Origin of the sequence: Streptosporangium sp. LJ11 (assembly GCF_051918945.1) — a bacterium.
In the GTDB taxonomy this organism is placed as follows: Bacteria; Actinomycetota; Actinomycetes; order Streptosporangiales; family Streptosporangiaceae; genus Streptosporangium.
This window is the reverse complement of sequence record NZ_JBPXMB010000005.1, coordinates 31041-48328: the sequence shown is the minus strand read 5'-3', so window position 1 is coordinate 48328 and position 17288 is coordinate 31041. Positions and strand designations below refer to the sequence as shown.

The following is a 17288-nucleotide window of genomic DNA, read 5'->3' as shown; positions in this document are numbered from 1 at the left end:
CCGACGTGATGAGCGGCGGCCACCGAACCGGACCCGCCGGCCGGCGGCACACCCGGTCGCCGGGACCCCCGGTCCGGGGCGGCGGGTTCACCGGCCCGCGCCCCCGCCGGTGCCCGCCCGGGTCACGGGACACGCGCGGGGAAACGGCCTGCACATAGTGTGGATTGTGCCGGTTGGATCCGGACATACGGCGATCCGCTCGCCGAAGCCGGCGTGAGGCACTGATGAATGAGGTGGCATCGGTCACCCCGAAGCGGTGGCAGGCGACGGATCTGCCCCCCGAGGTGACCAGTTTCGTGGGGCGTCGGCACGAGATGGCCGAGGTCAAGCGCCTGCTGTCCGGAGCACACGTGGTGACCCTCACCGGCCCCGGCGGGGTCGGCAAGACCCGGCTGGCCCTGCGCGTCGCCGCCGACGTCCAGCGGGCGTTTCCCGACGGGGTGTGGCTGGTCGAGCTCGCCGGGCTGGAGAACCCGGAGCTGCTCGCCGCGTCGGTGAACGAGGCCCTGGCGATCAGGGACGTCTCCCACCAGCCCCCCGTGGAGGTGCTCATCGACCACCTGCGGGAGAAGCGGGCACTGCTGATCCTCGACAACTGCGAGCATCTCCTGCGAGCCTGCGCCGTACTGGCGGAAACCCTCGTCCGGGCGGCCCCCTCCCTGCGGGTCCTCACCACCAGCCGGCAGGCACTGGGCATCTCCGGCGAGCAGACACTGGTCGTGCCCACCCTGCCGCTGCCACCGCCGCCGGGCCCCGGCGGCCCCAGGCCGTCCGCGGAGCCGCCGGCACAGTCGGAGGCGGTACGCCTGTTCACCGAACGGGCCACCGCCGTCCTGCCGGACTTCACGCTCACCGAGGCCAACAGGTCCGCGGTGGAGGAGATCTGCCGCCGGCTGGACGGCATCCCGCTCGCGATCGAGCTGGCGGTCGTGCGGCTGCGCGCGCTCTCCCCCGAGGAACTGCTGGCCCGGCTGGACAACCGGTTCCGGCTGCTGACCGGCGGTTCACCCGCGACGATGCCCCGCCAGCAGACGCTGCGCGCGCTGATCGACTGGAGCTACGCCCTGTGCACCGAGAAGGAGCGGCTGCTGTGGGAGCGCGTCTCGGTGTTCACCGACGGCCTGGACCTCGACGCGGCCGAGGAGGTCTGCTCGGGGAACGGCATCGAGCACGAGGAGGTGGTCGACCTGGTGATCGAGCTGGTGGGCAAGTCGATCCTGGTCCGGGAGGACCTTCCCGCGACGTCCACCGCGACCCGCTACCGGTTGCTGGAGACGATCAGGCAGTACGGCCGGGAGAGGCTCGTGGCCTCGGGGCAGGAGAGCGCCCTGCAGCGGCTGCACCGCGACCACTATCGCCGGCTGGCGGCGGAGGCGTACGCGGAGCGGTTCGGCCCGCGCCAGGTGTCCTGGCTGGGCAGGCTGAACCTCGACCACGCCAACCTGCGCACCGCGCTGGAGTACTGCTTCGGCGAGCCCGGGGAGACCTCCGCGGCCCTGGGCATGGCCACCGACCTGCTCTACCACTGGATCACGAGCCACTACATCAGGGAGGGGCGCCACTGGCTGGACCAGAGCCTCCTCTCCGGCACCGGCTCCGACGAGATCCGGGGCCGCGCGCTGTGGTCCAACAGCTGGCTGGCCGTCATCCAGGCCGACATCGTCTCCGCCGCGACGATGCTGGAGGAGGCCAGGGAACTCGGCCGGCGTCCCGGGCACGAGCCGGTCCTGGCCTACGTCGCGCTCTACTCGGGGATGATCGCCATGTTCCGGAGGGACGTCGATCTCGCGATCAGCCTGTACGAGGAGGCGGCGACGCGCCACCGCGCCGACGACGACCCGGCGGGCCAGGCGCTGGCGCTCGTCCGGCTCTGCCTCGCCCACTCCTTCCGGGGCGACTGGCCGAGCGCCGTCTCCGCCGGCGAGGAGTGCATCGCGCTGTGCGACGCCCACGGGGAGCGCTGGCACCGGGCGTACGCGATGATGGCGCTCGGCGTCGGGGTCTGGTGCCAGGGCGACGCCCCGCGCGCCACGGAGCTGGAGAGGGAGAGCCTGAGGTTCAACCGCTCACTCGACGATCTTCTGGGCGTCGGCGTCAACGTGGAGGTGCTGGCCTGGATCGCCGCCGCGGACGGCGACCACCGGCGGGCTGCCAGGCTGCTGGGGGTGCTGGAGACGGTCTGGCAGGTGATCGGGGCGCCGCTGTCCGGTTACGGGCACCTGACGCGCTACCACGACGAGTGCGAGGAGCGCACGCGCGAGGCTCTCGGAAAGCAGGCCTTCGACACCTTGGTCAGGCAGGGCTCGAAGATGCGGTGCGACGAGGCCTTCGCCTTCGCTCTCGAGGAGGAGGCGCCCGGCGGCGAGCCCTCCGGCGAGGCCGAGGAGCCGTCGCCGCTGACCCGCAGGGAGACGGAGATCGCCAAGCTCGTCGCCCAGGGGCTGAGCAACAAGGAGATCGCGGCCTCGCTGACGATCGCCCAGCGCACCGCGGAAGGTCACATCGAGCACATCATGACCAAGCTCGGCTTCCACTCGCGGGCCCAGATCGCCGTCTGGACCGGCGAGCGCATCCGGAACGCGAGCGGGAACCGCACGCCCGACGGCTGACGGGCAAGGACGCCTGACGGACAGGCTGGGACGCCGGAGCCGACGAGTGCGATGATCCCGTCGGCTCCGGCGTCCGGCTGGAACCGGGTCGGGGGACTCGGCTCCGGCCTTCGGAGGTGGTCTGTGCGCCCGGCCCTCGTGGAACCGGGCGGCGGGGGCCCGGGGCGGTGGTCCTGCGGCCCGTGGCCGGGGTATGCGTCTCTGTACGCCCGGGACGGCGCGGCCGGGCTTCACGGCCGGGGCCTCCGGGCAGATCTCCGGGGCGGCGCGTGCGGCCGATCTCGCGCGGTCGGCTCTCGGCGTGTACGGCGGGCGCGGGGCCGGCCGGTGCGGAGGCGGCGCGTCGATCGACCTCGCGGTCAGGCCTCGGCGTCGTTCGCGATGAGTTCGAACCAGACGGCCTTGCCGTCGGTCGTACGGGCACTGCCCCAGCAGCAGGACAGGAGTTCGAGCAGGTGCAGCCCTCGTCCCCGCTCCTCGTCGTCGCGTGCCCGGTGCACGCGGGGCAGGGAGGGGTCCGCGTCCTCGACCTCGCAGCGCAGCAGGCCGTCCTGGAAGGAGAGGGCGAACCCGATGGTTCCCCGCGAGTGGCGCAGCGCGTTGGTGACCAGCTCGCTGACGAGCAGCTCGGCGACCGTACTGTGCTCGTGCAGTCCCCAGTCCGCCAGGCAGGCGCGGGTCAGATGGCGTGCCTGGGGCACAGACGCCGACTCGGGTGCGAAGGAGCACGACGTCACCTGGCCGTACGGCGATCCGAGGAGAGCGTTCATGAGCGTTCACCTACGTGGTCGGCGGTTACCTCGATCGGGTGCGGTGCGCACGCGCGTCCGCCGCCGGAGACCTCGGGCCGCCGCGGAGCGGTTCGCCCGCGTGGCGTGTTCGGTCCCGATCCGGCGGGCACACGCGGCGAGATCATGCCGCCTGCCCCAAGGAGACGCGGTGCAGAGGCATGCCGTGGACGGGAGTGCTGCGACCGTCAGGCAGGAGCGCTCCGGTGTCGTCGAAGACCACCACGCCGTTGCAGAGCAGGCCCCACCCCTGCTCGGGGTGGAAGGCCACGAGAGCCGCGGCTTCGTGATCGGGTGCGCTTGCGAGTGGGCAGCGCGGCTGGTGCTGACACATGGCTCGTACCTTTTAATCTTTGCTGGTGGTTGTTGATTGAGCCTTTCCTGATGTGACCAGCATCTCCCAACGGCCATACGCACATAGCGGGATAAATACCCATATGTCTACCCATTTGCCCCGATAGGTAAAGAAACCGGGCGCTGGCGCAAAGAACGATCGGCAAGATCGAACGGGGCGGATACGGCGGTCCCGGCCCCGGTCGCGGCGATCCGGTAGATCTTTTTCCCGGACGGTTTACCATCGGAGATCATCCGGAGGCCCCCTGACGTCGTCTTTTGCCCGCATGTGTGACGTCGAGCGACTTGACGCGCCCTTTAGTATGTCGTGACCTGTCCTTGGGGCCGGGTAACCTCCCTCGTCACGGAAGACAACTGGCCAGTGGTGCCGCCGCACGCGTCCCTCCACACCCCCGGTGGGCTCGCGTGAACGCGCCGTCGCTCAACCTCGTCTCCCGGTGGCCAGGTCGCGAGGCGGAGCGACCATGCCCGCACGGCCGCCGGGGGTCCCCCGAAACCCTCAATGACACCTGAGATGCGCAAGTTCATCGAGCTGCTGGAGAGCCAGCTCGGATACTCCGAGAAGAACGGCGGCCACACCAAGTTCGGTGAGTGGTACGGCAAGAACGTCGAGTTCGACGCCGACTACACCGCCGCCCCCTGGTGTGACATGTACCTGTCGTGGGCGGCGGAGAAGCTCGGCTACCAGGAGTGGGTCGGCCAGTTCGCCTACACCGTCCACCACGCCCAGTGGTTCCGGCAGCAGGACGCCTGGGGCACCGTCCCCAAGCCCGGGGCCATCGTCTTCTTCGACTGGAGCGGCTCGAACAGGATCGACCACATCGACCACGTCGGGATCGTCACCGGGGTCGAGGGGGGCAGGATCCACACGATCGAGGGCAACATCGACGGTGGGATCGCCAAGCGCAAGGAGCGCGACACCGGCAAGGTCGTCGGCTACGGGTATCCGGAGAAGATCAAGGCCCGGCTGGACCGGGAGGCGACCGAGAAGCAGACGCTCGTCAAGCCCGCCGACGCGGCCGGGGACAACATGGTGGTGATCGGTCCAGGGCCCGGCCTGCTCGCCATGCTCCCCGCCCCCGTACCCGCGCGGGAGACCCGCACGCCCACCGGGCCGGGCACGGGTCCGGGCAGGCCCAAGGCCGCCCCCGGGCACGCCGCCGGGACGACGACCGGCAAAGCCGGGAAGGACGGCGAGCACGTCAGGGCCGCCTCGGGGAACGACGGCAGGACCGCGTCCGGGAAGAACCCCGCCGCGAGCGCCCCGCAGAGCGACCGGACGGCAGCGAAGGCGCCGGTCAAAACCCAGGCGCCGGCCTCCGCCGGCCGCACCTCGCCGGGCAAGCACGCCAAGGCCTCCACCGCCGACACCGGCGCGCTCGCCGTCACGCCCACCGCCACCGTCCGCGACCTCGCCACACCCGCCCCTGGGTTCGACACCCCCGCCGTACTCGCGCCGGTGCTGCTCGCCGCGGTCGCGATCCTCGCGCACGGCAAGGCCCGGCAGTCGCGGGTACGGCTCCTCGCACCCGCCTCGGCCCTCTCCCTCTCCCCCTCGGCCCGCAGGACCCCGGGCCGCCGCCGCGCCCCCGGCCGCCGCCGCATGCCCAGGAACGCCCCCGCCCGCGACCTCTCGCACGCGCCGGCCCCGGCCCGCGCCGCCGCGAACGTGCCCTTCCCCCCCGACCTCGTGGAGAGCCCTCTCTCCCCCGCGAGCGAGAACCTGTTCGCCGCACCCCACAGGCCCGGCCCCCGCGCCGCCGGGAACGCCCCCGCCCCGGTCCGGGGGTCCGTCACCCCCCGGGAGTTCGCCCCCGAGAGCACGTTCGCCCCGGCCGCGAGCACCGGGTTCCCCTCGGTCACCACCTCCGTCGCCCACGTCGAGGAGCCCGACGTGCCCGACCGTCGCGACGACCGCCCCCGCGCCCCCTACCGGGGCAGGCGTCGCCTGCACGAGCATGCCGTGGTGGAGTCGTCGACCTTGGTCCAGGACTCCCCGCCGCGCGGTCGCCGCCACCGCCGGGCCGACCCCGTGGCCACCACCGCCATCCCGGTCCTCCCCGTGCGTCCCGCCCGTCCCACCCGCCCTGCCGCGCCCGCCCGCTTCGCCTCGCCCGTCCGCCCGGTCACCGACCCGGGAGCGGCCGCTCCCGTCCCGGCGGCCCGGACAGGTCAGGGCGATCCGGCCGGCCCGGCCATCACGGCCCGCCCCGCCGCGCCACTCGCCGAACCGGGCGACATCCTGGTCCACAGCGGCTACCGGGGACGCCGCCGGGCGGAGGCGCTGGTCTAGCCGTACTCGGCCTCCGTGGTCGGTACAGCCGGCCGGCCCCTTGCGGGGGAGCCGTCCCGGCCTCGTCGGGGCGAGCGCGCTCAGCGCTGCTCGGGCGGGTGTCCCATGGTGCGGCGCAGCTGCTCCAGCTCCGCCTCCAGCCCGGCGATCCGGGTGTTGGCCCCCGGACCCCCCGGCCTTCCGGGACCCCCCGGGCCCCGCTGGGGCTGCGGCGGGCCGTAGGGCGAGTGCGGGTGGACCACCCGGGTGTCCTCGGGCGCGGCCGGGAGCGGGTAGGGCGCCCGCTGCTGGTACTGCTGCGGCGCACCGTACGGCTGTCCCTGCTGCCCGTGGTGCGGCGGGCCGTACTGGCCGCCGTGCGCCGGGTGGCCGGGCTGCGCGCCGTACGGAACGGGCGGGAACGAGGCCGGCCCCCTGGCACGGCGCCTGCCCCTGGCGACCGAGGCGATCGTACCGATCACGAACAGGGCGATCAGGCCGCCGCCACCCCACAGCAGCCACGGCAGGATCGGCGTGCCGCTCTCGTCCTTGCCGGCGGTGATGGCCTGCTGGGAGTCACTGATGTACTTGGCGACGTACGGGTGGTTCGGCTGCAGCGCCTGCGTCTCGCGGAACCTGGGCAGCGCGTCGGAGTACCGGTTCTGGAAGAACAGGTCGAGTGCCTCGTTGTAGGCCTTCGTCGTCGTCGACTCGGCCGGCTTGATGTTCTTCTCGTTCAGCTTCTCCTTGACGATGCTGACCGGCAGCACGAAGCTCTCGCCCTCGGTGGAGCCGCCGTCCTGCTGGATCAGGCCGCCGACGAGGATGCCGATGACCCTGCCGTCCCTGCTGAACACCGGACCGCCCGAGTTGCCCGGGTACGAGGGCGCCTGGGTCTGGATGTACGGCACCCCCTCGGGGGTCTGGCGGGCGGCGTTGTAGGGGCCCTCGGTGAACGCCGGATCGAGCTTGGACTCCAGGTTGAAGATCGAGGTCTGCGTCACCGTACCGGGGAATCCGCTGATGTAGAGGGTGTCGCCGACACGCACGTCGGAGTCCTCGCCCAGCGGCACGGTCGGCAGGTTGCTCTGCCCGTTGGCCTTGAGGATCGCGACGTCCTTGCCCGGGTAGACGGTGCCCTTGGCGACCAGCTCGATCGGCACCGTCTTGGTGGTCTTGTCGACACCACCGCCCGGCAGGCTCTGCAGCAGCGAGAGCGAGCTCTTGACGTTGCGGATCTTGATGTTGTCCGCGTTCCAGACCTGGAAGATCTTCGTCGCCGTCCTGAGGATCTCCTCGTCGGAGGCGATCTCACCGAGGTCGGCCACCAGGTCGGCGGCGTCCTTCTCGTTGATCTTCGTGAGGGCCTGGGCCGCGAAGGTCCGCGCCAGCTCGGTCTCCTCCTGGCCGACGCAGTGCGCCGCGGTGACCATGTAGCCGTCCGGCGTGACCCACCAGCCGGTGCACAGCCCGCCCGCCGTCGCCTCGACGACCCGCTCCCGCCCGCCGGGCGAGAAGTAGCGGCCCGGGTCCTTGGCCATCTGCTGGACGACCCAGCGGTAGATGCTGTTCTCGTCGGAGGAGATCTTGCCGCTCTGCACGGCGTTGACCCCCTGCTGGGTCAGGGTCCTGATCGCCTCCAGGTTCGCCTCGGGCGTCGGCACGGCCACGTCGGCCGTGTAGGACACCGAGGTCAGCTGGACGGCCGGATGCGTCCTGGCCGCCAGCCACGTCCCGACGGGGACGTCGACCTCCTTCGGCTTCGCCACCGCGGCGCCCGGCAGGGCCAGCGTGCTCGCCAGCACCAGGCCGGCGACGGCGCTGATTCTTCCCCACATCTTCGTACTCTCCCCAAACTCGCTTCCCGGGCGAGAGCATGGCGGAGGCCGCTTGGGGAGGACTTGGAAGCGACTGGGACACCGGCCGGCGTTCCCGGCGGCACGGGGCGGACGCCCGCTCCCGTCAGCCGCGGCCGGCGCCGACGAGTTCCCTGCGCGGCTCCTCCGGCCTCTCCGGCCTCTCCTCGTCCTCCTCGTGGCCCTCGACGGAGAGGTCGGGCAGGATGCGGTCCAGCCAGGCGGGGCACCACCAGTTGGCCCTGCCGAGCAGGGCCATGGTCGCCGGGACCAGCAGGCCCCGGATGATCGTGGCGTCCACCGCGATGGCCACCGCCAGGCCGACACCGAAGATCTTGACCATGGGATCGGGGTAGGCGACGAACGCGACGAAGACCGCGACCATGATCAGGGCGGCGGAGGTGATGACCCTGCCGGTCGACCCCAGCCCCTCGGCCACCGCCCTGCGGTTGTCGCCGTGCTTCAGGTACGCCTGCCGCACGGCGGTGAGCAGGAAGACCTCGTAGTCCATCGACAGGCCGAACAGGATCGCGAACAGCATCAGCGGGATGTAGCTGTCGATCGGCACCGTGAAGAACACCGTGCTCAGGTAGGAGCCGTCCGCGCTGACCGGCGGGTCCATGCCGACCAGGCGGCTGCCCAGTCCCAGGGAGAAGACCAGCGAGAGCGCGCCGAACGCGGCACCGAGGGAGACCAGGTTCATCAACGCGGCCTTGATCGCGACGACCGGCGAGCGGAACGCCAGGAGCAGCAGCAGCGCGCTCAGCAGGACCACGACGCCGACGACCAGGGGCGTACGCCCGGCGATCCTGTCACCGGCGTCGGCCATGCCGGCGACCTGCCCGCCCACGTGCACCTGGGCTCCCTCGACGTCGAGAGCGCGCACCGCCCTGACCACCTCGAGCGCCCGGGGGTCACCGGGGGCGTAGGCGGGGATCGCCTGCACCAGCGCCGCCGTACCGCTTCTGTTGAGGACCGGGTCGCCGACGTGGACCACTCCCTCGACGTCCGCGACGCGATCCTTCAGGTTCCGCAGCACGGCCGGGCTCGGCTCCCGGTCGACGACCCTGGTGTCCAGGTCCGCCACCACGACGAGCGGGCCGTTCATGCCGGGCCCGAACCCGGCCTGCAGGAGCTCGTAGGAGCGCCGCGTGTCGGTGCCGCGATCGGCGTAGCCGTTGTCGAGAGGGCCCAGCTTGAGGGCGAGCGCGGGTGCGGCCAGCGCGCCCAGGAGGGCGACGCTGAGCGCGAGCACGCTCCACGGCCGCCGGGCCACCCAGTTGCCCAGCGAGGCCCAGCCGGAGGAGCCGTGACTGCCCCGCCGCCCCGTGAACGGCAGGCGCAACGCGTTGACCCGGTGCCCGAGCAGACCGAGCAGCGCGGGGACCAGCGTGACCGAGGTGAACACCGCGCAGACGACCGAGATGCCGGTGATCCAGCCGAGCGTCTGCAGCAGGGGGAAGCCCGCGAGCATGAGCGCGCTGAGCGCGATGATCACGGTGCCCCCGGCGAACACCACCGCGCCGCCGGAGCTGGCGACCACCCGGCGGACCGCCTCGCGGACCGGCAGGCCGTCGGCCAGCAGCTTGCGGTGCCTGCTGAGCAGGAAGAGCGCGTAGTCGATGCCGACGCCGAGGCCGATCATCGTCGCCATGATCGACGCCTGCTTGGGCACGTCCACGACGTGGCCGAGCAGGCTCACCACGCCGAGCCCGGTCGCGATGCTGATCAACGCGGTGAAGATCGGGATCATCGCGGCGACCAGGGTGCCGAACGCGAGCAGCAGCACCAGCAGCGCGCAGAGCACGCCGATGATCTCGCTGGTCCCGGTCTTGATCTCCTTGTCCGCCGGGCTGCCCGAGGCGGCGGGCACCGCCTCGATGCCCGCCGCCCGTGCGGGTTCGGCCGCCTCGGAGAGGAGCCTGGTGGTCTCGGCCGGCTTGGCGGTGTCGTTCCCCTCCAGCTTGACCGCGATGATGCCGATCTCCAGGCTGGGGGCGAGGCCACCCACCTGGTAGGGGGATTTCACCTCCACCACGTGCGGCACCTCGCGGATCCGGTCCACGGCGCGCTCCACCGCGCGCTTCCTGTCCTCGGAGATGAGGGGGCCGTCGGGCGAGTAGAGGACGATCTGGGCCGAGCTCCCCGCCCCGTAGCCGGGACCGAAGCCGTCCTTCATCAGGTCGACGGCCCGCTGGGCGTCGGTGCCGGGAATGCTGACGTCGTTGCTGACCGGGCCGGGGAAGAACACCGATCCCGCTGTCAGCAGCGCCGCCGCGACCACCCACAGGGCCAGCACGGCCTTGCCGTGCCGCGCGCACCAGCTTCCCAGCCGCCCCAGCAAACCAGACATCGGTGACCGCCCCGCTTTAGAGTGTCAAACGCCCTGAAAAGCCGTACTGTACGCTCGTACAGAACCTACGGTATAAGAGTAGGGGGACAAATCCGGAAATGCTCTAGGCGGCGTGGGACTGAGACGATGACCACACTCGAGCACGGGCACGACACGCGGGAGCGGATCCTCGACGCCGCCCGCCAGCTGTTCGCCGAACGCGGCTACGCGGCGACCTCGCTCGCCGACATCGCCTCCGCCGTCGGCCTGACGAAGACGGCCGTCGCCTACCACTTCCATCCCAAGGACCGCCTGGCCACGGAGCTGATCGCACCCGCCGGCCAGGACATCGTGGCCCTGATCGAAGACGACTTCGACGACGACCGCGCCTTCGTCGAGGCCCTGGTGACCTTCACGGTCAGGCATCGGGCGATCATCCGGCTGATCATGGAGGACATCAGCGGCGCCGACGACGCGCCCCCCGGCTCCCCCGGCGAGGCCATCCGCGCCTTCCGCGACGCGATCTACCGCCGCCTGGCCGGACCCGACCCGGACCCCGCCCGCCGGATCTGGGCCTGGGCCGTACTCGGCTCGCTCCAGTCGGTGGTCAAGACGATCGAGCTTCCCGAGGAAGAGGTCAGGAAGACCCTCCTGGCCTTCGTCCTGGCCTCCTTCTGATTCCGAAGCACCCCTTCCCGGGGCTCCTCGCGTCCCGTCACCCCGGACGTCTCATCCGGAAGGGGCGGCCTCCCCGGGAACGGGTACCGGCGGGACCGTGGGATCGGGAGGCTCGGTGCTCTCCCCCGGCCCCGGCCCGGGTCCGGGTCCGCTCTGGCCCCCGACACCGACCGTGATCACGATCGTCGCACCGGGCCTGGCACAGGTGCCGGGCGCCATGCTCTGCGCCAGCACCACCCCGTCCTGGCCCGCGCCGGTGACCAGCCGCGCCCGCGTCCGTACGGCGAAGCCCGCCCCGCCGAGGGTGTTGGAGGCGTCGGTCGCGCTCTGACCGGCGACCGGTGGCACCGGGACACCGTGCCTGGAGACGACGAGCTCCACCGCGCTCCCCGGGGAGACGCGCCTGCCCGCGCCGGGGGTGCTGGCGAGCACCCGCCCGGCCGGCCGGTCGGAGCAACGCGTGCTGACCCCGCCGGCGACCAGCCCTGCCTGGGCCAGCGCCGCCTGGGCGGCTCTCCTGGCGAGGCCGACCAGCGTGGGCACCTGGGTACCACCGGAGACCCGCAGGTCGACCCTTCCCCTCTTCGGCAGCGCGGTCCCCGGCGCCGGGCTGCTCGCGAGCACCTCGCCGAGCGGCCGGTCGGAGTCGACCGCCCTGACGGCCCCGGTGACCAGCCCGGCCTGTTTGATCAGACGCGCCGCCTCGGAACGATCCAGCCCGACGAGCGCGGGCACGACCACCGTGGCGGCGGGGGGCGGCAGGGGAGAGGATTTGACGCCCTCCGCGCGCGGGGGCTTGGCCGGGACCGTCGGCGGGGCCGGGAGCGGTTTGATCGGAGCGCTCGCCCTGCCCTCGTGCGACGTGGTGTCGCCCTGGGAGGTGGACTCCACCGCCGGGACGACCGGCGGGACGGGCGCGCCGCCCGGCGCGACGCCGCTCAGCGCCGGGACCAGGACTCCCACCAGCACGGCCGCGCTGATCAGCAGCGCGCCGGAGACCGCGACCGAGGCCCTGGTGGCCGCCTGCCCGGGGTGGGTCCTGGGCTCGTCGAAGTCCTCGCCTCCGGCGGGGAACGCGCGCCCGCCGGGCGGCGCGCCCGCCGAGGACGCACCGCCCGATTCACCGGTCCCGCCGAGCCCGGCCCGCCAACCGGTCCCCGTCGCGCCTCGCCGGCCGGAAAGGCCCGTGGCACCGGACTGGGCGGAGAAAGCCGAAGGGCCGGAGGAGACCGGAGGGCCGGAGGCGTCAGGCCCGCCGGGCGCGGGCGGGAATCCCGGCACCGGCGAGAATCGGGACTCGATCACCGACCGGCCCCCGTCGTCACCGAGCAGCGCGAGCAGCAGTTCCCTGCTGGTGGGGCGGTTGCGGGGATTCTTGTCCAGGCAGTCGACCACCAGCGCGCCGAGCAGCCCGTCGAGACGGCCCAGTTGAGGGGCCGCGGTGAGGATCCGGTTCAGGACGGCCGCGATCGAGTCCTGCCCGAAGGGCGCGTGGGCGTTGGCGGCGAAGCACATCGTGGCGCCCCAGGCGAAGACGTCTGCCGCCGGGTTGATCTCGGCGCCCTCCACCTGCTCGGGCGCCATGTAGGCGGGGGTGCCCGCGCCGCGCCCGCTCTGGGTGGCCGCGGCGTCCAGCGCCCTGGCCAGCCCGAAGTCGATGACCCTCGGCCCGTCGGGACCGAGCAGCACGTTCTGCGGCTTGAAGTCGCGGTGCACGATCCCGGCCCGGTGGATGGCCGCCAGCGCGGTGGCCGTGCCGATGGCCAGGCGCTCCAGCCTGCCTCCCTCGCGGGGTCCGCTGACCGCGACCTCGCGGTGGAGCGACGGGCCGTCGACGTACTCGCTGACGATGTACGGGCGGTCGCCGTCCAGCCCGGCGCCGATCACCTGGGCCGTGCAGAACCGGGCCACCTGCTTCGCCAGCTCCACCTCGCGCAGGAAGACCTCGGGATCCTCCCCCACCGAACCGTGCAGAAGCTTGACCGCGTAGGGCTCGGAGCCGGTGTCGGGGCGCACCCCGACGTAGACCACCCCCTGCCCACCCTCTCCGAGACGCCCGATGATCTCGTACTCACCGAGCGCCGCCGGATCCCCCGTTTTGAGCGGCTGCGCATACGGCACGCGAGCCTCCCCTCGCCGCCACCCTTCTCACTCAAGAAGAAGCATCGCCGACAGTCAACGGGAATGAAGGTCTTGTCTTCCTCACCGTGACACTCATGTGATGCTCAGGTCAGGGCAAGACACAACACACCCCCGCGAATACGCGGCCGCCTTTTCTTCCGGCCCACCGTGCCGTTTTTCTCTTCGCCCTCCCTCCCCCACCCTTTTCCCATCTCCCGCACGGACCGCCCCCTTCTCCCGGCCCCTTCCCTCCGCCCCCGCCCCGCGCGGACCGTCCCCCCGCCTGGACGGGAACCGCGAGCCGACCCGGTAGCCTGGCGAGGTGCTTGAAGCGATCAAAGCCACCCGTTACGTGACGCCGCTGCGCGAGGGCGGCTCACTGCCCGGGATCATGGAGGCGGACGACCTCGGCACCCACGTCGTGAAGTTCCGCGGTGCCGGGCAGGGCCGCCGGGTCCTGGTCGCGGAGATCGTGTCCGCCGGGCTGGCCCGGCGCCTGGGATTCCGTACGCCCGAGCTGAAGGTGATCGACGTCGATCCGCAGCTCGGCGCCCGCGAGCCCGACGAGGAGATCCAGGACCTGCTCAAGGCCAGCGAGGGCAACAACCTGGCGGTCGACTTCCTGCCGGGCGCGCTGGGCTTCGAGCCACTGGCCTGGCCCCCCGAGGCCGGGTTCGCCTCCCGCCTGCTCTGGTTCGACGCGCTGATCCACAACGTCGACCGGAGCTGGCGCAACCCGAACCTGCTCCTGTGGCACGGCGACACCTGGCTGATCGACCACGGCGCGGCGCTCTGGTTCCACCACAACTGGCCCTCGGCCAACCCGTTGCGCGACTTCGACGCGAGCGACCACGTGATGGCGCCCTTCGCCACCCGGATGCCCGAGGCCGACGCCGAGTTCAGCGAGCTGATCACCAGGGACCTGCTCGACGGGGTGGTGGACGAGGTCCCCGACGAGTGGCTGGAGGACGAGCCGGGGTTCGACGGGGCGCAGGCCGTGCGGCAGGCGTACGTCGAGCACCTGCTGGCCCGCGCCCAGGGACCGCGCACCTGGCTGCCGCGGCCCTCGGGCCAGGAGCCCCGTCAGGACCAGGAGAGGAAGACCGGCTCGGTGGGCGCGTTCTGGAAGGACAACCGGTGAAGGACGTCTACGAGTACGCGGTCATCCGGGTCATCCCCCGCGTGGAGCGCGGCGAGCTGATCAACGCCGGCGTGCTGCTGTACTGCCAGTCCCGCGGCTACCTGTGCGCCCGGGTGGAGCTGGACGAGGCGCGCCTGCGCGCCCTCGACACCGAGGTGGACCTCGACGGGGTACGGCACGCGCTCGGCGCCTACCAGCGCTCCTGCGGCAGTGACTCGGGGCCCCTGACCGAGGAACCGCTGGGCAGCCGCTTCCGCTGGCTGACCGCTCCGCGCAGCACGATCGTGCAGACCGGCCCGGTCCACGCCGGCCTCACCGCGGACCCGGAGGCCGAGCTGGAGCACCTCGTGACCCGGCTGGTCCGCAGCCCCTGAGTCCCGGCCTCGCGAGAGATCTCAGAAGAGCACCGACATGAAGGTGCCGACCTCGACGAAACCGGCCCTGCGGTAGGCGGCCCTGGCGGGGGCGTTGTAGTCGTTGACGTACAGCGAGACCACCGGGGCGAAGTAGTCGAGCGCGTGCTTGATCACCGCGGCCATCCCCGCCACCGCGTGGCCGCGGCCGCGCATGTCGGGGTGGACCCAGACGCCCTGGATCTGGCAGGCGTGCGGCGTCACCGCGCCGATCTCGGCCTTGAAGACGACCTTGCCGCCCTCGATGCGGGCGTAGGACCTGCCGATCCTGATCAGCTCGGCGACCCTGGACCGGTAGAGGGCGCCGCCGTCCCCGAGTTCCGGGGAGACGCCCACCTCCTCGGTGAACATCGCCACGCAGGCCGGAAGCAGGATGTCGAACTCGTCGGGCCGGACGCGGCGCACCAGCGGGTCGGCGGGGACGGGCGACGGCTCGCCGATCACCATGACCGGCTGTGCCCAGCGGATCGCGCGGGCGGCCCCCCAGTACGGCTCCAGCCGCTCCCAGAGCACCTCCACGGCGTCCGCCGGGCCGACGATCGAGGAGCAGCGGCGGCCCTGCTTGCGCGCGCGATCGGCGAAGGCGTAGACGGCGTCCGTACCGGCGTTGACCGGAACCAGGTTCGCCCCGGCGTAACAGATGGAGGTCAGGCCGCCGCGCGGCCCGAACCCCCACATCTGGCCACCGAGCCTGGCCGGATTGAGCCCGACCGAACGGACCCTGGAGGCGACGAAGACATTGCCGACGGGGTCGGTGTCGAGAAGCGCCAGGACCTCGTCTCGATCGTTGTCGTCGAGCACGCGCGACGCCGTTGTGCGCAGCATCACGTGCTCAGCCTACGCGACCCCCTCGAATTTGGCAGGAACCAACACAGAGCCTCTCATCTACCTGCTTTGGTCACCTCGTCCTGCCGTGTGCCCGGTGGGCACGCGGACGGTCGCGGGGGCGACCACCGGTACGGGCGCGGGGATTCCGGGGCACCGGGCGTCAGGTGCGCCGGAGCCCTGTCGGCCGCCGGGAAGGGTGCCCTCCCTGAGGTAGGCGGCCAGGCGACGGTCGACGCAGGCGTTCCCGTTGAGCGCGACCCCGTGGTTGCCGCCCGGCACGGCCAGCAGCCGGGAGCGGTGGAACATGGCGCGCATCCGCACCGCCCCGGCGTACGGGGTGGCGGCGTCGCGCTCGCCCTGGATCAGCAGGATCGGCGGCAGCCCGGCGTTGTCACGGATCTGCACGGGACTGCCCGCCGGCTGCGGCCAGAACGCGCACGGCGCGTTGTACCAGGCGTTGGGCCAGGTGAGGAAGGGCGCCTTGGCGTTGGCCTTGGTCATGTCGGCCCGCCAGCGCGCCCAGTCGCGCGGCCAGGCGGCGTCGCGGCACTGCACCGCGAGGTAGACCGCGTAGCTGTTCTCGTCCTTGGCGTCGTTCACCGCGTGCTTGCGGTAGGTGTTGACCAGGGGGGTCGCCTCGCCCTTCTTGACGTAGGCGGAGAAGGCCTTGGCCAGCTGCGGCCAGACGGCGTCGGAGTAACCGCCCAGGGTGTAGACGTCGTCGAGCTCGCTCGGGCCGACCACCCCTCCGGCCGGGCGGTCGCCCAGCCGGTCCCGCATGGCGTTCCAGGCGAAGGAGACCGCCCTCTCGGTGGCGCCGAGCCGGTAGACCGGGTTGTGGCGGGCGATCCACTTCAGGAAGTCCTCGTGCCTGTCCTGGAAGGCGATGCTCTGGTCGAGGTTCGAGCGGTACCAGATGCCGCGCGGGTCGACCACGCTGTCCAGGACGAGCCGCTTGAGCCGGTCGGGGAAGAGCGTCGCGTAGACCGCGCCCAGGTAGGTCCCGTACGAGTAACCCAGAAAGCTGATCTTCGACTCGCCGAGCGCGGCCCTGATCACGTCCATGTCCCTGGCGGAGTTCTCGGTGGTCATGTGCGGCAGCATCCAGCTCCACCGCTCGCCGCACGCCTGGGCGTACTTGCGGGCCCGGGCGATCAGCACGCTCTCGTCGCGCCTGGTGACCGGCACCTGGTCGGGACGGGGCGCCTCGTAATACTTCTTGGGGTCGACGCACCTCAGCGCGGGCTCGCTCGCCCCCACTCCGCGCGGGTCGAAGCCGATCACGTCGAACCGGTCGGCCAGGCCTTCGGGAAGCCCCGCCGCGACGCCCCTGACCAGGTCCCGGCCCGACGCCCCGGGACCACCCGGGTTGACCAGCAGCGCGCCGAGACGGTCGTGGGTGGCCTTCCCCCTGATCCGGTTCAGGGCGATGCCGATGGTCTGCTGCGGGTTGGCGTAATCAAGCGGCACCCTCACGGTGGCGCACTCCATCGGGTTGTCCACCCGTCCGGCGGGAGCGGGCACCGCCCCGGTCACCGGGGCCGCTCCCTCGCAGGGCCCCCAGACCAGCCCCTGTCTCTCCTGGGCCACCGCCCCCTGCGGCACCCCCACCGCCGCGGCCAGCATCGCGATGCTCGCGGCGATCCCGACGACCCTCTTCTTCACTGTGTGATCCCCCTACTCGTACGGCAGAGGCGATGGTCTCCCGGGGGCGGCGCGATCATCCGGAACACAGCCGGATGCCTGGCAAAGTGTAGTCAGATGATTGCTAAGTGTAATGACACGAGGTCCGGGCGGAGGTCCCGCGCGGGGGCGTCCCGGAAAGACCGGTCCACCCCGGTACGGGTCACGCGCGGGGGTCTCACGAAAGGCCCGTTCCACCCCGGTACGGATCCG

At 72.2% G+C, this 17288-nt stretch carries 12 protein-coding genes; 5 read left to right on the top strand and 7 right to left on the bottom strand.

The genetic code is table 11. From position 1 onward, the window contains the following. Nucleotides 1-224 precede the first annotated feature (224 nt). A complete protein-coding gene (locus ACTOQ3_RS09220) occupies nt 225-2609 on the top strand; it encodes an ATP-binding protein (RefSeq protein ID WP_440082934.1) in 2385 nt (794 codons plus the stop codon). Between the two features lie 359 nt (nt 2610-2968). Here ACTOQ3_RS09220 and ACTOQ3_RS09215 read toward each other — a convergent pair whose 3' ends face one another. Further along, a complete protein-coding gene (locus ACTOQ3_RS09215) occupies nt 2969-3379 on the bottom strand; it encodes an ATP-binding protein (protein ID WP_440082933.1) in 411 nt (136 codons plus the stop codon). Nucleotides 3380-3521: 142 nt separating this feature from the next. After that, on the bottom strand, nt 3522-3731 hold the full coding sequence (locus ACTOQ3_RS09210; RefSeq protein WP_350972900.1) for a DUF5999 family protein: 210 nt from the start codon (nt 3729-3731) through the stop codon (nt 3522-3524). Nucleotides 3732-4265: 534 nt separating this feature from the next. On the opposite strand from ACTOQ3_RS09210, the gene ACTOQ3_RS09205 reads away from it, so the two are divergent. Next, a complete protein-coding gene (locus ACTOQ3_RS09205; RefSeq protein WP_440082932.1) occupies nt 4266-6044 on the top strand; it encodes a CHAP domain-containing protein in 1779 nt (592 codons plus the stop codon). Between the two features lie 80 nt (nt 6045-6124). Here ACTOQ3_RS09205 and ACTOQ3_RS09200 read toward each other — a convergent pair whose 3' ends face one another. Together ACTOQ3_RS09200 and ACTOQ3_RS09195 are read right to left on the bottom strand one after the other, a co-directional pair. Continuing rightward, nucleotides 6125-7861 carry a trypsin-like peptidase domain-containing protein gene (locus tag ACTOQ3_RS09200; RefSeq protein ID WP_440082931.1) on the bottom strand — a complete coding sequence of 579 codons (1737 nt, stop codon included), beginning with the start codon at nt 7859-7861 and terminating at the stop codon, nt 6125-6127. A gap of 124 nt (nt 7862-7985) precedes the next feature. Continuing rightward, nucleotides 7986-10232 carry an MMPL family transporter gene (locus ACTOQ3_RS09195; RefSeq protein WP_440082930.1) on the bottom strand — a complete coding sequence of 749 codons (2247 nt, stop codon included), beginning with the start codon at nt 10230-10232 and terminating at the stop codon, nt 7986-7988. Between the two features lie 126 nt (nt 10233-10358). On the opposite strand from ACTOQ3_RS09195, the gene ACTOQ3_RS09190 reads away from it, so the two are divergent. Beyond that, nucleotides 10359-10889: a TetR/AcrR family transcriptional regulator gene (locus ACTOQ3_RS09190; protein WP_440082929.1), complete on the top strand. Its 531-nt coding sequence runs from the start codon at nt 10359-10361 to the stop codon at nt 10887-10889. A 51-nt stretch (nt 10890-10940) separates the two neighbouring features. Here the strand turns inward: ACTOQ3_RS09190 and ACTOQ3_RS09185 are convergent, their stop codons facing one another. Beyond that, nucleotides 10941-13010: a protein kinase domain-containing protein gene (locus tag ACTOQ3_RS09185; protein WP_440082928.1), complete on the bottom strand. Its 2070-nt coding sequence runs from the start codon at nt 13008-13010 to the stop codon at nt 10941-10943. A 322-nt stretch (nt 13011-13332) separates the two neighbouring features. On the opposite strand from ACTOQ3_RS09185, the gene ACTOQ3_RS09180 reads away from it, so the two are divergent. Together ACTOQ3_RS09180 and ACTOQ3_RS09175 are read left to right on the top strand one after the other, a co-directional pair. After that, nucleotides 13333-14151, top strand: coding sequence for a HipA family kinase (locus ACTOQ3_RS09180; RefSeq protein ID WP_440082927.1), 819 nt, complete (start codon nt 13333-13335; stop codon nt 14149-14151). After that, nucleotides 14148-14525: a DUF3037 domain-containing protein gene (locus tag ACTOQ3_RS09175; RefSeq protein ID WP_440082926.1), complete on the top strand. Its 378-nt coding sequence runs from the start codon at nt 14148-14150 to the stop codon at nt 14523-14525. Before ACTOQ3_RS09180 ends, ACTOQ3_RS09175 begins: the two co-directional genes overlap by 4 nt. Before the next feature lie 21 nt (nt 14526-14546). Here ACTOQ3_RS09175 and ACTOQ3_RS09170 read toward each other — a convergent pair whose 3' ends face one another. Both ACTOQ3_RS09170 and ACTOQ3_RS09165 read right to left on the bottom strand, forming a co-directional pair. Next, nucleotides 14547-15389: a GNAT family N-acetyltransferase gene (locus tag ACTOQ3_RS09170; RefSeq protein ID WP_440071148.1), complete on the bottom strand. Its 843-nt coding sequence runs from the start codon at nt 15387-15389 to the stop codon at nt 14547-14549. Between the two features lie 60 nt (nt 15390-15449). Beyond that, nucleotides 15450-17057 carry an alpha/beta hydrolase gene (locus ACTOQ3_RS09165; RefSeq protein ID WP_440082925.1) on the bottom strand — a complete coding sequence of 536 codons (1608 nt, stop codon included), beginning with the start codon at nt 17055-17057 and terminating at the stop codon, nt 15450-15452. Between the last annotated feature and the right edge of the window lie 231 nt (nt 17058-17288).